At 40.6% G+C, this 16,580-nt stretch carries 15 protein-coding genes and 8 tRNA genes; 18 read left to right on the forward strand and 5 right to left on the reverse strand.

Going from position 1 to position 16,580, the window contains the following annotated elements; all coding sequences use genetic code 11:
- Nucleotides 1-11 precede the first annotated feature (11 nt).
- Genes FLM47_RS10000 through hemA form a run of 4 tightly spaced genes read right to left on the reverse strand, consistent with a single transcriptional unit; the run spans nt 12 to nt 4,812 of the window.
- On the reverse strand, nt 12-1,565 hold the full coding sequence (locus FLM47_RS10000; RefSeq protein ID WP_178956864.1) for a DUF3369 domain-containing protein: 1,554 nt from the start codon (nt 1,563-1,565) through the stop codon (nt 12-14).
- A 55-nt stretch (nt 1,566-1,620) separates the two neighbouring features.
- Nucleotides 1,621-2,460 (reverse strand): peptide chain release factor N(5)-glutamine methyltransferase, encoded by an 840-nt coding sequence (prmC, locus tag FLM47_RS10005; RefSeq protein ID WP_178956295.1) that lies wholly within the window; start codon nt 2,458-2,460, stop codon nt 1,621-1,623.
- 2 nt (nt 2,461-2,462) lie between these two features.
- Nucleotides 2,463-3,548, reverse strand: a complete 1,086-nt coding sequence (gene prfA / locus FLM47_RS10010) for a peptide chain release factor 1 (protein WP_178956296.1) — start codon at nt 3,546-3,548, stop codon at nt 2,463-2,465.
- A 7-nt stretch (nt 3,549-3,555) separates the two neighbouring features.
- A complete protein-coding gene (gene hemA, locus FLM47_RS10015) occupies nt 3,556-4,812 on the reverse strand; it encodes a glutamyl-tRNA reductase (protein ID WP_175610046.1) in 1,257 nt (418 codons plus the stop codon).
- An 83-nt stretch (nt 4,813-4,895) separates the two neighbouring features.
- Between hemA and lolB the strand changes: the two genes are divergently transcribed.
- From lolB to FLM47_RS10090, 15 genes are all read left to right on the forward strand, one after another.
- Nucleotides 4,896-5,483 carry a lipoprotein insertase outer membrane protein LolB gene (lolB, locus tag FLM47_RS10020; protein ID WP_138608924.1) on the forward strand — a complete coding sequence of 196 codons (588 nt, stop codon included), beginning with the start codon at nt 4,896-4,898 and terminating at the stop codon, nt 5,481-5,483.
- Nucleotides 5,484-5,485: 2 nt separating this feature from the next.
- A complete protein-coding gene (ispE, locus tag FLM47_RS10025; protein WP_054202471.1) occupies nt 5,486-6,343 on the forward strand; it encodes a 4-(cytidine 5'-diphospho)-2-C-methyl-D-erythritol kinase in 858 nt (285 codons plus the stop codon).
- Nucleotides 6,344-6,429: 86 nt separating this feature from the next.
- Nucleotides 6,430-7,377, forward strand: a complete 948-nt coding sequence (locus FLM47_RS10030; protein ID WP_008115168.1) for a ribose-phosphate pyrophosphokinase — start codon at nt 6,430-6,432, stop codon at nt 7,375-7,377.
- A gap of 149 nt (nt 7,378-7,526) precedes the next feature.
- Nucleotides 7,527-8,141, forward strand: coding sequence for a 50S ribosomal protein L25/general stress protein Ctc (locus FLM47_RS10035; protein ID WP_010388341.1), 615 nt, complete (start codon nt 7,527-7,529; stop codon nt 8,139-8,141).
- An 18-nt stretch (nt 8,142-8,159) separates the two neighbouring features.
- The gene (pth, locus tag FLM47_RS10040) at nt 8,160-8,744 is read left to right on the forward strand and encodes an aminoacyl-tRNA hydrolase (protein ID WP_008115166.1); all 585 of its coding nucleotides are present in this window, start codon (nt 8,160-8,162) and stop codon (nt 8,742-8,744) included.
- A 55-nt stretch (nt 8,745-8,799) separates the two neighbouring features.
- On the forward strand, nt 8,800-9,891 hold the full coding sequence (gene ychF / locus FLM47_RS10045) for a redox-regulated ATPase YchF (RefSeq protein WP_008115165.1): 1,092 nt from the start codon (nt 8,800-8,802) through the stop codon (nt 9,889-9,891).
- A gap of 320 nt (nt 9,892-10,211) precedes the next feature.
- A tRNA-Met gene (locus FLM47_RS10050) sits at nt 10,212-10,288 on the forward strand.
- A gap of 69 nt (nt 10,289-10,357) precedes the next feature.
- Nucleotides 10,358-10,442 (forward strand) — tRNA-Leu (locus FLM47_RS10055).
- 39 nt (nt 10,443-10,481) lie between these two features.
- Nucleotides 10,482-10,556: transfer RNA gene (locus FLM47_RS10060), tRNA-Gln, on the forward strand.
- A 5-nt stretch (nt 10,557-10,561) separates the two neighbouring features.
- Nucleotides 10,562-10,638: transfer RNA gene (locus FLM47_RS10065), tRNA-Met, on the forward strand.
- A gap of 175 nt (nt 10,639-10,813) precedes the next feature.
- A tRNA-Leu gene (locus tag FLM47_RS10070) sits at nt 10,814-10,898 on the forward strand.
- A 41-nt stretch (nt 10,899-10,939) separates the two neighbouring features.
- Nucleotides 10,940-11,014: transfer RNA gene (locus FLM47_RS10075), tRNA-Gln, on the forward strand.
- Nucleotides 11,015-11,078: 64 nt separating this feature from the next.
- Nucleotides 11,079-11,163, forward strand: a tRNA-Leu gene (locus FLM47_RS10080).
- A 39-nt stretch (nt 11,164-11,202) separates the two neighbouring features.
- Nucleotides 11,203-11,277: transfer RNA gene (locus FLM47_RS10085), tRNA-Gln, on the forward strand.
- A gap of 350 nt (nt 11,278-11,627) precedes the next feature.
- Nucleotides 11,628-12,023 (forward strand): hypothetical protein, encoded by a 396-nt coding sequence (locus tag FLM47_RS10090; protein WP_178956297.1) that lies wholly within the window; start codon nt 11,628-11,630, stop codon nt 12,021-12,023.
- 75 nt (nt 12,024-12,098) lie between these two features.
- On the opposite strand, the gene FLM47_RS10095 is transcribed toward FLM47_RS10090, so the two are convergent.
- Nucleotides 12,099-13,280 (reverse strand): FAD-dependent monooxygenase, encoded by a 1,182-nt coding sequence (locus FLM47_RS10095; RefSeq protein WP_178956298.1) that lies wholly within the window; start codon nt 13,278-13,280, stop codon nt 12,099-12,101.
- A gap of 257 nt (nt 13,281-13,537) precedes the next feature.
- Here FLM47_RS10095 and miaB point away from each other — a divergent pair, with 257 nt between their 5' ends.
- Genes miaB through ybeY form a run of 3 tightly spaced genes read left to right on the forward strand, consistent with a single transcriptional unit; the run spans nt 13,538 to nt 16,559 of the window.
- Nucleotides 13,538-14,983: a tRNA (N6-isopentenyl adenosine(37)-C2)-methylthiotransferase MiaB gene (miaB, locus tag FLM47_RS10100; RefSeq protein ID WP_010388336.1), complete on the forward strand. Its 1,446-nt coding sequence runs from the start codon at nt 13,538-13,540 to the stop codon at nt 14,981-14,983.
- 54 nt (nt 14,984-15,037) lie between these two features.
- The gene (locus FLM47_RS10105; protein ID WP_075169576.1) at nt 15,038-16,096 is read left to right on the forward strand and encodes a PhoH family protein; all 1,059 of its coding nucleotides are present in this window, start codon (nt 15,038-15,040) and stop codon (nt 16,094-16,096) included.
- Nucleotides 16,097-16,100: 4 nt separating this feature from the next.
- Nucleotides 16,101-16,559 (forward strand): rRNA maturation RNase YbeY, encoded by a 459-nt coding sequence (ybeY, locus tag FLM47_RS10110; protein WP_010388332.1) that lies wholly within the window; start codon nt 16,101-16,103, stop codon nt 16,557-16,559.
- The last annotated feature ends 21 nt before the right edge of the window (nt 16,560-16,580 follow it).

Genomic DNA, 16,580 nt, shown 5'->3' on the forward strand with positions numbered 1-16,580 from the left:
TTTACTTCTGTTTAGTTATGTGTTTTATCAGGAAAGCGTAAAATTACCGCTTCAAGTTCTTCAAGTTTATCATTGAATACATCAACAAGTTTAGGATCAAAATGCGTACCTTTGTTTGCATTGATCTCAGCAACGGCTTCTTCAAGTGTCCACGCACCTTTATAACACCGTTTATGACGCAGTGCATCATACACATCGGCCAATGCCACTATGCGAGCAAAAATATCGATACTCTCGCCTTTTAAGCCGCAAGGGTAACCAGACCCATCCCATTTTTCGTGATGTTGCTGTGCAATTAAGGCCCCTGCACTGACTATTTTACGCGGTGAATCTTTTAAAATGGCGTAGCCTTTGCCTGCATGGGTTTTCATAACTTCCCACTCATCACTGTTTAATTTACCGGGTTTATTTAAAATAGCATCCGGAATACCTATTTTACCCACATCATGTAAAGGCGATGCAAAACGAATTAAATTCGCTTGTTCTTCAGATAATCCATATCCTATTGCTAACTCATAACAAATATAAGCAACCCGCTTTACGTGATTACCCGTCTCGCATGAGCGTTGTTCAACCGCTTCACTTAAACGATAAACAAGTTCTTGTTGGGTAGCTTCAACTTCAGTATGTAATTGTACATTTTCAAATGCCAACTGCACATTTTGAGAAAAAATTTCAATTAGATTTCGTTGCGTATCTGTCAGTTTCGATGGCACACCGGATACAAATAACATCGAATTATGATTAAATTTACTACTACAATAAGCAAACAAATAGTCATCTTTATAAACAATTGCTTTGTTGGCTAGGGCTTCTTGGCACGCTAAGAGTTGATCTGCTGCTAATACTGTTTCTAGCTCTTCTCCTTCGCGCTTAGCAAAGTCACCGGTGCCAGAGCAAACAATCAGTTTTTTATTTAATTCCTCTGACGGATTTTGCGCTACTAAGGTAGTGGCATACATAGCTTCGTCGGCCACATTAAGCAAGGAGGTTAGCTGCTGCATCACTCCTTCAATAAAATTATCCATTGAATGAGTTGCAAAAATATTGCGAGAAGCAGTGATTATTTTTTCTAGGCCTTCACGTGACTGCTCAATAGAAATAATATCGCGATACGAACGAAGGCTAGCCATCATAACGGTGAATAGTTTTTGTGCGGTGAGTTCTGTTTTAGATTTGTAGTCATTTATGTCGTAATTGACAATGACTTGACGCTCCGGCGCTTGACCTGGTTGCCCTGTACGTAAAATGATACGAATGTAATTATTTTTAACGGTATCGCGTATGTACTTCGCGACTTGCAAACCAGCGTCGTCTGTTTCCATTACAACATCGAGTAGGATGATGGCTGCATCTGGGTGCTCATCAATTAACTTTTTTGCCTCTGCGCCTGAATATGCGCTTATAAATTCCAACCGTTTATCTTGGAACTTAAAGTCACTTAAAGCTAAACGTGTAACAGCATGAACCTCAGGCTCATCATCAACTATTAAAACTTTCCATGTCCCTTGCTCTTCACATGCTACTTCAGGTGGTTGTTCATTTGAAAATAAAAAATCTTCCATCACATAGAATTCCTTAAACCATATGCAAACAAACAACGGAGCTATTAAAAATAATTTAAGGCCATTGTCCGAACGTTACGCGGTCATTATTACCAAGATCTTTCACTGTGCTTACATTTATAAACGCCATTTGATTGAAAATATGACGTACAGCTGCACTTTGCTCAAATCCGTGTTCAATTAAAAGATAGCCATTAGAATGTAAATAGTCACGTGATTGTGTAATTATTTGTTTAATATCAGCTAATCCTGCATCATCCGCAACTAATGCAGACAAAGGTTCAAAGCGAACATCGCCTTGATGCAAGTGTACATCGTCATGTTCTATATAGGGTGGATTGGTTACAATTAGATCAAATTTCTTGCTTTTTAACGCACTAAACCAGTTACTCTGCTCAACAGTCACATTATTAATAGCTAATCGCTGTTGGTTGCGCTTTGCCAACGCTACCGCATCATCAATACGATCAACAGCAATAATATCCCATGAGGGCATTTCGCTTCCAAGCGCCAATGCTATTGCCCCTGTGCCAGTGCCTAAATCAAGTACTTTCGCGTTTTTAGGCACTTCGCACTCAAGCGCAAGTTCAACTAAGGTTTCTGTATCAGGTCGAGGGATAAGTGTTGTTGGGTTCACTTCAAGCTGCAAACTCCAAAATTCACGACAGCCGGTAATATGCGAAACAGGTTCGCCTTGTAAGCGACGTTCACAGGCACGTTGAAATGCCTGATACTGCTCATCTGTGAGCTGTTTTTCAGGCCAAGTAAATAAATAACTTCGTGGCTTTTGTAAAATATTGAGCAGTAAAACTTGTGCATCTAACTTTGCGCTATCACTACTTGATGCTAATAAATTAGCACCTGTAGCAATAGCGTTTTCAACAGAAGGGGTCACGATTAATCGTCGCCCATTGCAGCAAGTAAATCGGCTTGATGCTCTTGCATTAGTGGCTCAACAACGGCGCCTAAATCACCTGCTACCACTTCATTAAGACGATAAAGCGTTAAGTTAATACGGTGATCGGTAATACGACCTTGTGGATAGTTGTATGTACGAATACGCTCAGAACGATCGCCGCTACCAACTAAGTTACGACGTTCTGATGCTTCAGCAGCATGACGCTTTTCATCTTCAGCTTGCTGAAGGCGCGCAGCCAATACCGACATCGCTTTAGCACGGTTTTTATGCTGAGAGCGCTCATCTTGACACTCAACCACCACACCCGTAGGTAAATGGGTAATACGAATGGCAGAGTCGGTTTTATTTACGTGCTGACCACCCGCTCCCGACGCTCTAAAAGTATCAACTTTAATATCGGCAGTATTGATTTCGATGGCTTCTGCTTCTGGTACTTCAGCCATAACAGCTACAGTACATGCTGAGGTATGTACACGGCCTTGAGACTCAGTTTCAGGGACACGTTGTACACGGTGAACGCCTGATTCAAATTTTAATTGTCCGTAAACACCTTCACCGCTGATGTTAGCAATTACTTCCTTATAACCACCGTGCTCACCTTCGTTGGTGGTAACAACTTCTACTTTCCATTTTTTTGTTTCTGCGTAACGGCTGTACATTCTGAATAAGTCGCCAGCAAAAATAGCCGCTTCATCGCCCCCTGTTCCTGCACGAACCTCTAAAAACACGTTATTATTGTCTTTTGGATCTTTAGGTAACATTAAAACTTGAATGTCGTCTTCTAAAGTCGAAATCTGTGCTTTTGCTTCTTTATATTCTTCTTGTGCCATTTCGCGCATTTCAGGGTCTGAATCTTTAAGCATTTCTTCAGAGCTGCTCAAGTCTTCTTGTGCTTGCTGGTAAGCTAAAAATGTTTTTACCACCTCTTCAAGCTCAGAGTATTCTTTTGAAAGAGCACGAAAGCGGTTTTGATCACTAATGACCGATGGGTCACTTAGTAACGCTTGTACTTCTTCATAGCGCTCAACTAAGGTTTCTAATTTACGATAAACGGACTCTTTCATTTAACTGTTATTCCTGATCTATACCTAACATTTTTTTTAATTGATTTAGCTGAGCCACTTCACCTTTTTTCGCTGCATCTTGGATGGCACGGGTAGGCGCGTGCATTAAGCGATTGGTTAACTTATTGGCTAGCTCTAAAATTACTTTTTCTGCATTTTTACCTGTATTTAGCTGGCTAAGGGCCCTATCTACAAGTTCTGCTTTTGTAGTTTGTACATCATTACGGTAGTGGCGAATTAAATCCACTGAATCAAGTGAACGCAGCCACATAAAAAACTCTTTGGTGCGCTCACTAATAATAATTTGTGCTTGTTCTGCCGCTTGCTCACGTGCAGCCATGTTTTCGCTAACAATGGCTTGTAAGTCATCAACAGAATATAAATAAGCGTCGTCAAGCTCTCCGACTTGGCTTTCAATATCGCGTGGTACAGCAATATCTATAAATAGCATAGGCTTATAACGACGTTGTTTCAGTGCTTGTTCCACCACCCCTTTACCAATAATAGGTAAAGTACTGGCAGTGGAGCTAATAACAATATCGGCTTGGTGTAATCGTTCTGGTAATTGTGCCAAGGCAATAACATCTGCTGACACTTCATCCGCTAAGCCGCGAGCGCGTTCTATTGTTCTATTAGCTACCGTTATTTTTTGTGGCTCATTTTGGTATAAATGTTTTGCTACCAGCTCAATGGTTTCACCAGCACCAATTAATAGCACCTTGGTTTTGTCTAATTTGCCATAAATATGCTTTGCAAGATTAACCGCAGCAAACGCAACCGAGACTGCACTCGCACCAATGTTAGTTTCGGTGCGTACTTCTTTTGCCACTGAAAAGGTTTTTTGAAACAAACGATCAAAAGTTACACCCACCGCATCGTGGGTTTTAGCACTGTTATACGCTTGCTTTATTTGCCCTAAAATCTGTGGTTCACCTAATACCAGCGAATCAAGCCCGCAGGCTACACGCATTAAATGGTTTATTGCTGCGCTGTCTTCATAACAGTAGATGTTTTTACTCAGTTCATGTTCATCTAAACCATGGAAACTGGCTAACCATTGCAACAATGTTTGGGAATTTTGTTGCGCAAGGCTACAATACACTTCAGTGCGATTACAGGTAGATACAATAACCGCTTCATTAAAGTCGGCATGACCACTTAATTGCTGTAGCGCCTCTGAAATTTGCTCAGGCGAAAAGGCCACTTTTTCTCGTAAATCTACGGATGCGGTTTTGTGATTAATACCAAGTGCTATTATGGTCATATCTGCCAAATATTGCTGAGCCCTACTTCATAGGCGGCAATTTTATCAAAAATCTCAGGAATATGGAAAGTAAGGAACAACATTTGACTCGACAATATTTTATTTTAACCCTGTTAATTATTTTTTTAACGGGCTGTGCCAATAAAAACAACTACAATACAAAAACTTACGAAGACTGGAAGTTACGTCTTAGTACACAAAAAACTTGGCAGGTGGAAGGTAAATTAGCGTTTATTAGCCCTGATGAGCGCCAATCTGCTAACTTAAATTGGCAACAAACACAAAATAGTAATCATTTAGTGTTAACCACATTTATTGGCACCCGAATTTTATCGCTCAAACAAACCGCAGTGGGGGCTGAATTAATATTTGATGATCAACAGTTTTTTGATACTAATGCGAGTAAACTTTTACAACGCTTAACGGGGTTTACTTTACCGGTAAATAACGCCGGTCAGTGGTTAAAAGCCACTATTGACGATCAAACCTTAGAAGTCGATCAATTAGGCCGTGCTAAAAGCGTGTTATGGTTTGATGACGCTGGCAAAAAATGGCAAATAAACTACACCAGTTACATACAAAAACACGGTTTTTGGTTACCTAACGCGCTAACCTTAACCCATCAAAAGATTAAAATTAAAATCAAACTCTACGATTGGCAGTTTAACTAATTATGAATACTCCCTTTGAACTTTCGCTGATTGCGCCGGCGAAGCTAAATTTATTTTTACATATTAATGGTCGCCGTGATGATGGCTATCATGAATTAGAAACCCTGTTTACATTTTTAAACTATGGCGACGAGCTCCATTTTACGCTTACTAATGATAAAAATATTAGTATTAGCGGTGACACTCATGGCATTGCACTAACTGACAACTTAATTTATAAAGCAGCTTTATTATTGCAAACTCAGTGTAAAGTGAATTTAGGTGCAAAAATAAATTTAACTAAACGTTTGCCTATGGGCGGAGGTGTTGGTGGTGGTTCATCCGATGCCGCAACAACACTTTTAGCGCTGAATACACTGTGGAATACCGCTCTTACACTAGATGAACTTGCAGATTTAGGCTTGAAGCTCGGTGCAGACGTACCTGTATTCATTAAAGGTAAAAGCGCCATAGCACATGGCATTGGCGAGCAATTAGAGTATGTTAAATTGCCACAAAAATGGTACTGCGTTGTTTTTCCAAACCAGCATGTCAGTACTGCACAAATATTTACTCACCCCGATTTAAAACGTGACACGCCTAAACTTTCAGGTGACTGGCAACAACAGGTTTTAACTAACGATTGTGAGCCTTTAGTGAAAAAGCTGTGTCCCGAGGTTGAAAAAACCCTGCAGTGGTTGCTAAAATACGCCCCATCAAAGATGACCGGAACAGGTTCATGTTGTTTTGTTGAATTTGCTAGTCAAGTTCAAGCACAAGATGTACTTGCTAACCTCCCCCATACTTGGCAGGGGTTTATCGCATCAAGCGTTAATACTTCTCCTGCTCACACGGAGTTAGCCGCCATCATTGATAAATGAAGTAACGTACAAGTAATCATAAGTTAACCTACTTTGTTCATTCAATGTAAGTTAGTCCAAAAATTCAGTGCCTGAGGAACCCTACCGTGCCTGACATGAAGCTCTTCGCTGGTAACGCAACACCTGACCTAGCTCAAAAAGTTGCAAAACGTTTATATATTGAATTAGGCGATGCTGTTGTTGGCCGTTTTAGTGACGGTGAGATCAGTGTTCAAATTAATGAAAATGTTCGTGGCTCGGATGTTTTTATCTTACAATCAACCTGTGCCCCTACTAACGATAACCTAATGGAACTTATCGTTATGGTTGATGCGCTACGCCGTGCATCTGCCGGTCGTATCACTGCTGTTATTCCTTATTTTGGTTATGCTCGTCAAGATCGTCGTGTACGTTCTGCGCGTGTGCCAATTACAGCTAAAGTGGTTGCGGATTTCTTATCAAGTGTAGGTGTTGACCGCGTTCTTACGGTTGATTTACATGCTGAGCAAATCCAAGGCTTCTTCGATGTACCAGTAGATAACGTATTTGGCAGCCCGGTATTATTAGAAGATATGAAAAACCGCGACTTTGATGACGTGGTTGTTGTATCACCTGATATTGGTGGTGTTGTACGTGCCCGTGCAATTGCAAAACTATTAAACGATACTGACCTAGCTATTATTGATAAACGTCGCCCTCAAGCTAACGTTTCTCAAGTAATGCATATTATTGGTGACGTTGAAGGTCGTGATTGTATTATTGTTGATGACATGATTGATACCGGTGGTACATTGTGTAAAGCAGCTGAAGCTCTTAAAGAGCATGGTGCTAAACGCGTATTTGCTTACGCTACTCACCCTATTCTTTCTGGTACAGCTGCAGAAAACTTACGTAACTCTGTGATTGATGAAGTGATTGTAACTGACTCAATTCCACTGTCTGACGAACTAAAAGCGCTTGATATTGTTAAAGTATTAACACTTGCAGATATGTTAGCAGAGACTATTCGTCGCATTAGCAACGAAGAATCTATCTCGGCAATGTTTGAACATTAAAGTTAAACATTAATGAGTATAAAAGCGCCTTTTGGCGCTTTTTTTGTAGGTGATGTTTATTTTATAAACCCGCAGTGGTATGATAGCGCGCCTTTTGGCTAGGGACCTTGGTCGCAAAGGCCCTAACACTTTTAATTATTGGAGACATCATGTCTAACACAACTTATACTTATGACGCTGAACTTCGCGTAGAAACTGGTACTGGTGCGAGCCGCCGCCTACGTCGCGAAGACAAAGTGCCGGCAATCCTTTATGGAGCTGATAAAGAAGCTTTATCGCTTACTTTTGAACATAAAGATATGATCAAAGCACAAGAAGACGAAGGCTTTTACACTCACATCCTTACATTAAATGTAGGTGGCGAGAAAGTTGAAGCTATCTTAAAAGATATCCAACGTCACCCTTTCAAGCCTAAGCTTACTCACCTTGATTTCCAACGTGTAGACGCAACTCACAAACTAGTAACTAAGGTTCCTTTACACTTCATCGGTGAAGATAAAGTAACTAAGTTAGGTGCAACTGTTGTTCACCAGTTAACTGAAGTTGAGATTTCTTGTCTTCCTAAGTCACTTCCAGAATTCATCGAAGTAGACGTATCTGATCTTGTAGCTGGTGATTCAATCCACCTTACAGATCTTGCGTTTCCTAAAGGTGTTCAATCTGTTGAGCTTGGTAAAGGCGAAGGCCACGATCAGTCTATCGTTACTATCAAAGCTAACAAAGCAGCTCCAACTGAAGACGACGCTTCAGACGCTGCAGAATAATATTTAAGGTCTCGCACCTTGAATTCTATTCAAATGCTTGTGGGCCTGGCTAATCCAGGCCCCGAATACGCAAATACACGCCACAACGCAGGTGCTTGGTTCATTCAAGAACTCGCTGCACGCTACAACTGCACGCTAAAACACGACCCTAAATATCACGGCCTTACTGGCAAAGTGATTATTCAAGGCAAAGAATTCAAATTACTGATCCCCACCACTTACATGAACTTAAGTGGCAAAGCGGTGAGTAGTTTAGCCAATTTTTTTAAAATCCCAGTGGAAGACATACTTGTCGCCCATGATGAATTGGATTTAGACCCGGGCGTTGCCAAATTGAAAAAAGGCGGCGGACATGGCGGTCATAATGGCTTAAAAGACATTATTGCAAAAATGGCAAATCAAAAAGACTTTATGCGCTTACGCATAGGTGTTGGTCATCCAGGACATCGTGAAATGGTCACCGGTTGGGTGCTTGGAAAAGCAGCCAAGGAAGATCAGGAAAAAATGGATGCCGCGGTTGATGAAGCAGTTCGTTGTATGGAAATACTTGCTAAAGACGGTGTGTTAAAAGCACAAAACAGACTACATTCGTTTAAACCCTAGTTTTTAAGGGTATACGTACACACGTTTTAAACGAATCTAAACAAGGTATCTTACTATGGGTTTTAAATGTGGCATCGTTGGCTTGCCTAATGTTGGTAAATCAACACTTTTCAATGCATTGACTAAAGCGGGTATTGAAGCCGCTAACTTTCCTTTTTGTACCATTGAACCTAATACAGGTGTGGTACCGGTGCCAGATCCTCGCCTAGACGAACTTGCTAAAATTGTTAACCCACAACGTATTCTTACAACAAGTATGGAATTTGTGGATATTGCAGGTTTAGTTAAAGGTGCATCGAAAGGTGAAGGCCTAGGCAATCAGTTTTTAGCAAATATTCGTGAAACTGATGCGATTGGCCATGTAGTTCGCTGTTTTGAAGATGAAAACGTTATTCACGTAGCGGGGACTATTGACCCTGCGGACGACATTGACGTGATCAACACTGAGCTTGTACTTGCTGATATGGACAGTGCTGATAAAGCAATTTTCCGTAATGCAAAAAAAGCAAAAGGCGGTGATAAAGACGCAAAAGAGCAAAATGCAGTACTTGAAAAAGTAAAAGTGCATCTTGATGAAGGCTTAACTTTACGTTCTTTAGCACTAACAAAAGAAGAAAAAGCAGCAATTGCACCTATTAACTTCTTAACCATCAAGCCAACGATGTATATTGCAAACGTAGCAGAAGATGGATTTGAAAATAACCCACTACTTGATCGTGTGCGTGAAATAGCTGCCGCTGAAGATGCGGTTGTTGTACCAGTGTGTGCTGCCATCGAGTCTGAGCTTTCTGAGCTTGAAGATGAAGACAAGTTAGAGTTTATGGCTGACCTTGGTCTTGAAGAGCCAGGGCTTAACCTTGTTATTCGTGGCGGTTATGAATTATTGCACTTACAAACCTACTTTACTGCGGGTGTAAAAGAAGTGCGCGCATGGACTATCCCTGTGGGTGCAACAGCGCCACAAGCTGCAGGAAAAATCCATACCGACTTTGAACGTGGTTTTATCCGTGCACAAACAATTGCTTTTGATGACTTTATTGCATGTAAAGGCGAAAGCGGTGCAAAAGAAGCAGGTAAAATGCGTCAAGAAGGTAAAGAATACATTGTTAAAGATGGCGATGTAATGAACTTCTTGTTCAACGTATAATTAAACACTGCACCACCTTGAGTGGCTAATTGTTTTGAAAGGCTCGTTTTTACGAGCCTTTTTACTTTTCAGCCGAATAAAAACAATAATTAGCTACTTTTATCATAAGCTCAGAATTGTAAAACAAAGCTATAATTACAATGCCACGCTGATAAAGAGTGTTAAAAAAGCAACGTTTTAATTAAAAAGTAGCCGGTTAGCCTATTTTTCCTGCAAACAAACCAACTTAAGTGTTTTTTTGCAAAAAAGGTGTTGACGAATTTGGGGCATATCAGCATAATACGCCCCGCACTCAGCGATGAAGTGCTAACAAAAAAGATGGCTAAGTAGCTCAGCTGGTTAGAGCACATCACTCATAATGATGGGGTCACAGGTTCAAATCCCGTCTTAGCCACCATTTATTTTTTGTTGCTCAATGAAGAGTTTAAAATAACTACCATTTCTTTGATTAATTCAAAGTAATAATGCGGGAGTGGCGGAATTGGTAGACGCGCTGGATTTAGGTTCCAGTATCTTAGGATGTGAGAGTTCAAGTCTCTCCTTCCGCACCATATTCTTGATATGAATTAAAACTATCAATTGTTTATTGTTGGGATATCGCCAAGCGGTAAGGCACCAGGTTTTGATCCTGGCATTCCCAGGTTCAAATCCTGGTATCCCAGCCAACAATGGCTAAGTAGCTCAGCTGGTTAGAGCACATCACTCATAATGATGGGGTCACAGGTTCAAATCCCGTCTTAGCCACCATTTCTTTTTTAGAAGTGGCTCTGCAAGAGTTAAATTGCAACTCAATGAAGAGTTTAAAATAACTACCATTTCTTTGATTAATTCAAAGTGATAATACAGGAGTTGCGGAATTGGCGGTTGTCTTGAATTAGACGCTGGATTTAGGTTCCAAAACAGTATTACCTGTATACTCGATGCGGGAGTGGCGGAATTGGTAGACGCGCTGGATTTAGGTTCCAGTATCTTAGGATGTGAGAGTTCAAGTCTCTCCTTCCGCACCATATTCTTTGATAAGAATTAAAATTATCAGCAATTTCTTAGTTGGGATATCGCCAAGCGGTAAGGCACCAGGTTTTGATCCTGGCATTCCCAGGTTCAAATCCTGGTATCCCAGCCAACTTCTTCTACCAAAGAACGTTGTATAAGAAAACTCTGTTAAGAGTCTAAATATAAACTTGTATGCGGGAGTGGCGGAATTGGTAGACGCGCTGGATTTAGGTTCCAGTATCTTAGGATGTGAGAGTTCAAGTCTCTCCTTCCGCACCATGTTCTTAACTAGAACTAAAACTTATCCAAATTTAGAGTTGGGATATCGCCAAGCGGTAAGGCACCAGGTTTTGATCCTGGCATTCCCAGGTTCAAATCCTGGTATCCCAGCCAATTTGCACACATCTTTGATTACACCTCCACACTAGATTAAAAATAATTTATCATTACTTCTACTTTTATTATCCAATACAACATTTTTAAGCAAAGAAATTGTCGACAGCAAAGCAAAAATCTCGCTAACTCCAAATAAAAAACTTTTAATGCTTAAAGAGCCTAACTTACCCGCTCAAAATGATTAATTATTATTACGTATTGATATTAGTCACTCAGATAAAAGCAATTAGACCCAATTTAGGTATTTATGTAAAACATGTTAATGAAAGGTTGACAGGTGTACCTTTTATGGTAATGTTTGTTTTGCTCAAATAAAGAGCTATATAAACTTAATAAGGATAGTTATCATGAAAAAAATATATTTAATCATTGCTTTGTTTTCGGGTCTTTTTTCAGCAAATGTACTTGCAAACTCAGTGTCGTGTTATGTAGACACAATGGCTTACGACAATTACTCACAAAACATGTGCTTTGGCGGTGAAAGTAACCCTAATTTTCACCCGAAAATAGCATTTAAGGTTAATACCTCTAAAGCTGTTTCTAATGTTGTTTGGGTTTTTGATGGTACATATGACCGTTCAGCCAGTTGTGATGGAACAACATGTATAGTTGACGTTTATAAAGTCGAAAGTTCAATGACAGCATGTGTTGATAAAATCTACTACACTGACTTTACATGGGAAGATGTTAATTGGTGCGCAAGCGCTGAATATATGTACTCTCGTTCAGGTATGTGGAACTAAATTTATCTCCGTTTACAAGTGCCACATAAGCGGCACTTGTTATTATTATAAGAATCTAGATTTATGTAAGCGAATTTAATCTAACTTGCCACTAATCGCGTATTTCAGCACCCAATTTTTTACCTTCCCTGTATTATTAGCTAACTTTAAAAATGTGCTGCGCGCCCATTTTAATGGGGCTATTTGATTTGAGAAACCAAAGTAGCAAGCATCCATCATACTCATCATTAACAAATTAGCGTTACGACGACTACGCTCGTATTCTTTGAGCATTAGCGGGCACCCTACATCATCAGCTGTACGCAACACTTCAGCTAAAGCAGCTACATCTTGAAAGCCTAAATTAACACCCTGTCCTGCCAGAGGATTAATGGTGTGCGCCGCATCACCCACTAAAACGAGTCTGCCTTGTGAATAATTATTGGCATGCTGCCTTGCCAAAGGAAATATAGCATGGCTTTGTACTTCAAAATCACCTGCAAGCTTTGGAAACTTTTCAATAATATGAGCCTTTAATTCGCTAGGTTGTAGGGCTTTAAATGCTTTGAGGGTTTTTGCATCGTCATACCAAATTAAATTTGCATAAGGTGCTTTCATAGGTAAAAACGCAACAGGCCCTGTAGGTGTAAACTGCTGCCATGTTTTAACTTGTTGCGGAGCATCGAGCTTTATTAGCACGCCCATACAATGCTGCTGATATTGCCAACCAGTTATACCAATATTGGCTTTGCTACGTAATTGTGATTGCCCACCATCCGCTGCAATGACTAAATCAGCAGTATAGCTTTGTTCGTTGTAGTGCAAGCTAATGCTATCAGGGTTTTGCTCTATTGCTGTTAAAGCCGACAAAGGATTAATCATTTCAATATTATGTTGCTCAAATTGCTGCCATAAACTGGCTTGAATTAGCTTATTCTCAATTAAATGACCTAAATGGGTGGTGTTAATAGCATGACAATCAAATAATAAATGATCGTTACCTCGTTCAAAGGTCTCTAATTGTTCATAGGGAGCCAATCTATTTGCTCTCAGTAATGGCATCGCACCGAGCTGATCAAGCAGTTTTTCCGAAAAGCGATTAATAGCCGAAACGCGTATATCAACGTCATCACTGTTAAGTACCTGTGGTGCATCTATTGGATGTTTTTCAATAACACGTACGACTTTGCCTTGTTGCGCTAATTTAATAGCCATAGCGGCACCAACCATGCCGCCCCCTACTACAATTACATTATTTTTAGCCATGTTTTTCATCATTTTAATTCTGACTTAACTCTGCTTAGATTGTATCGTAATTAGTTTGCTCAGTGTGAGCGCTTCGCTTAATTCTATTATTAAACCCATACTATATTGATTTCAGATCACAAACATGAAATCTATACTTGGTTTTGAGCGTGTATCCAGCTAAAATACGCGTCCTTTAAGTCGAGCGAAATTTTAATAATTCCGCCACTTATACCTGTTTCTAGCACATATTTGTGCCACTATCGAATTGAACACGAGGCTATATTTCAATGAGCAAAAAGCTGCATATTAAAACCTGGGGTTGTCAGATGAACGAATACGACTCTCAGAAAATGGCTGATCTTCTAGATGCTACCAACGGCTATCAGCTAACTGAAGAAGCTGCTGATGCTGATGTTATCTTACTTAATACCTGTTCAATTCGTGAAAAAGCGCAAGAAAAAGTATTTCACCAACTAGGTCGTTGGAAGTTATTAAAAGATGACAAACCAGACCTTATTATTGGTGTAGGCGGCTGTGTTGCATCACAAGAAGGTGATTCAATTCGCCAACGTGCTCCGTTTGTAGATGTTATTTTTGGTCCACAAACTTTGCACCGTTTACCTGAGATGATTAAACAAGTACAAGGCGATAAAGGTTCATCTGTAGTTGATATTTCATTCCCTGAGATTGAAAAATTTGACCGCTTACCTGAGCCTAAAGCGGAAGGTCCTTCTGCGTTTGTATCAATTATGGAAGGTTGTTCTAAATACTGTACTTTCTGTGTTGTGCCTTACACCCGTGGTGAAGAAGTAAGCCGCCCTGTTGATGATGTATTATTAGAAGTTGCACAGTTAGCCGAGCAAGGCGTACGTGAAGTTAACCTATTAGGTCAAAACGTAAATGCGTACCGTGGTGATACACACGATGGTGAAATTTGCTATTTCTCAGATCTAATTCGTTTAGTGGCTGCAATTGACGGGATTGACCGTATTCGTTACACCACCTCACACCCTGTAGAGTTTACACCAGACATTATTGATGCGTATGCTGATGTGCCTGAGCTGGTTGATCACTTACACCTTCCAGTACAAAGTGGTTCAGACCGTGTTTTAAATTTAATGAAACGCGGCCATACTGCTCTTGAGTACAAATCAACAATTCGTAAGCTACGTAAAATTCGCCCTAACCTAAGCATGTCGTCAGATTTCATCATAGGTTTCCCAGGTGAAAGCAAGGCCGATTTTGAAGCCACCATGAACCTTATCAACGATATTGGTTTTGATATGAGCTTTAGCTTTATTTACAGCGCACGCCCAGGTACACCAGCAGCCGATTTGCCAGATGACGTAACCGAGCAAGAGAAAAAAGAGCGCCTGTACTTATTGCAAAACCGTATTACGCAAATGGCACAGCAAATTAGCCGCCAAATGTTTGATACTGAGCAACGTATTTTAGTTGAAGGTCCTTCTAAGAAGAACCCGATGGAACTACGTGGCCGAACTGAAAATAACCGTGTAGTTAACTTTGTTGGCCCACACACAGTGATCGGTCAGTTTGTTGATGTACGTATTACCGAGGCGTTACCAAACTCTTTACGTGGCGATTTAATTCGTACAGAATCAGAAATGAACTTACGCCGCGAAATTGCGCCTTCTGCTATTTTAACCAAAGCAGCGAGTGAGCAAAAAACCGAGACAGCTAACGAAATTGGCGTTGCTACTTTCGTACCTTAGTTGCAAAAATTCATTGCGCCAGTTAACTCTGGCGCACTGTAATAGGAAGTAATTTTGAGTAATCAGTTAAAAACATTAGAGATTTATTTAGAACCTGCCGACAACAAACGCCTTTCTTCATTATGTGGCCCGTTTGACGAAAACATCAAACAAATTGAACGCCGTCTGGGTGTTGAAATTATTCATCGTGATAACTTTTTTAAAGTAACCGGTAAACTACACAGTAGCGCCGGCGCGGTAGAGATCTTAAAAAACCTTTATATTGATACTCAACCTGTACGTGGGGAAATTGGCGAAATTGAGCCTGACAACGTACATTTAGCCATCACTGAGTCTAAAGCGCTTGAGCAAGATGTTGCACACAGTGCTTATGGCAAAGAAATGATGATTAAAACCCGTCGTGGCGTTATTAAACCACGAAACGATAACCAAGGCTTGTATGTTGCTAATATTTTGCACCACGACATTACCTTTGGTATTGGCCCTGCAGGTACAGGTAAAACCTATCTTGCAGTTGCAGCGGCAGTTGATGCACTAGAGCGCCAAGAAATACGCCGTATATTGCTCACTCGCCCTGCGGTTGAAGCGGGTGAAAAACTCGGCTTTTTACCGGGTGACTTAAGCCAAAAAATAGACCCTTACTTACGCCCACTTTACGATGCCTTATTTGAAATGCTTGGCTTTGAGCGTGTTGAAAAACTGATTGAAAAAAACATCATTGAAATTGCGCCATTGGCTTACATGCGTGGGCGCACACTTAATGATGCGTTTATTATTTTAGATGAAAGCCAAAATACCACCACAGAGCAAATGAAAATGTTCTTAACCCGTATTGGTTTTAATTCTAAAGCAGTGATCACCGGCGATATAACCCAAGTTGATTTACCTCGGGGTGCGCGCTCTGGTCTTCGCCATGCTATTGAAGTATTGGATGGCGTTGATGAAATTAGCTTTAACTTTTTCAAATCGCACGATGTGGTACGCCACCCTGTAGTAGCCCGCATTGTAGAAGCGTATGAGCGCAACGATGAGCGTGAACGCCTTAAGCGGTTAGAGAAACAACAAGCCAAAGAAGCGCTCGCCGCTCAAGAGCAACCTGCTACCAAAGGGTAATACCGTGAAAACAGAACTTGATTTACAAATAGCGTGTGAGTTTGACAACTTACCCAGCCTTGAGCAGTTTGCCATGTGGGCCGATAAAGTGCTTAGCCAATATCGTGATGAGTCTGAGCTGACCATTGTTATCAGCGATGAGGAACAGTCGCAACAGCTCAATAATGACTACCGTGGTAAAAATAAGCCTACCAACGTATTATCATTTGAATTTGAAGCGCCACCGGGTATTGATATCCCACTTGTGGGCGACTTAATTATTTGTCCTGCCATTGTTTTGGCTGAGGCACAAGAGCAAGAAAAGTCATTTCATGACCACTTTGCTCATATGGTTATTCATGGATGCTTGCATTTACTTGGATTTGACCATATAAAGAGTGAAGACGCGTTAGAGATGGAAAGCATAGAAAAGCAATTACTTGCTGAACTAAACATAGCAGACCCATATCGGGACGATATTTAAATAAACGGAGCAATTAGACGT

It is taken from the genome of Pseudoalteromonas sp. Scap06, from assembly GCF_013394165.1.
Lineage (GTDB): Bacteria > Pseudomonadota > Gammaproteobacteria > Enterobacterales > Alteromonadaceae > Pseudoalteromonas.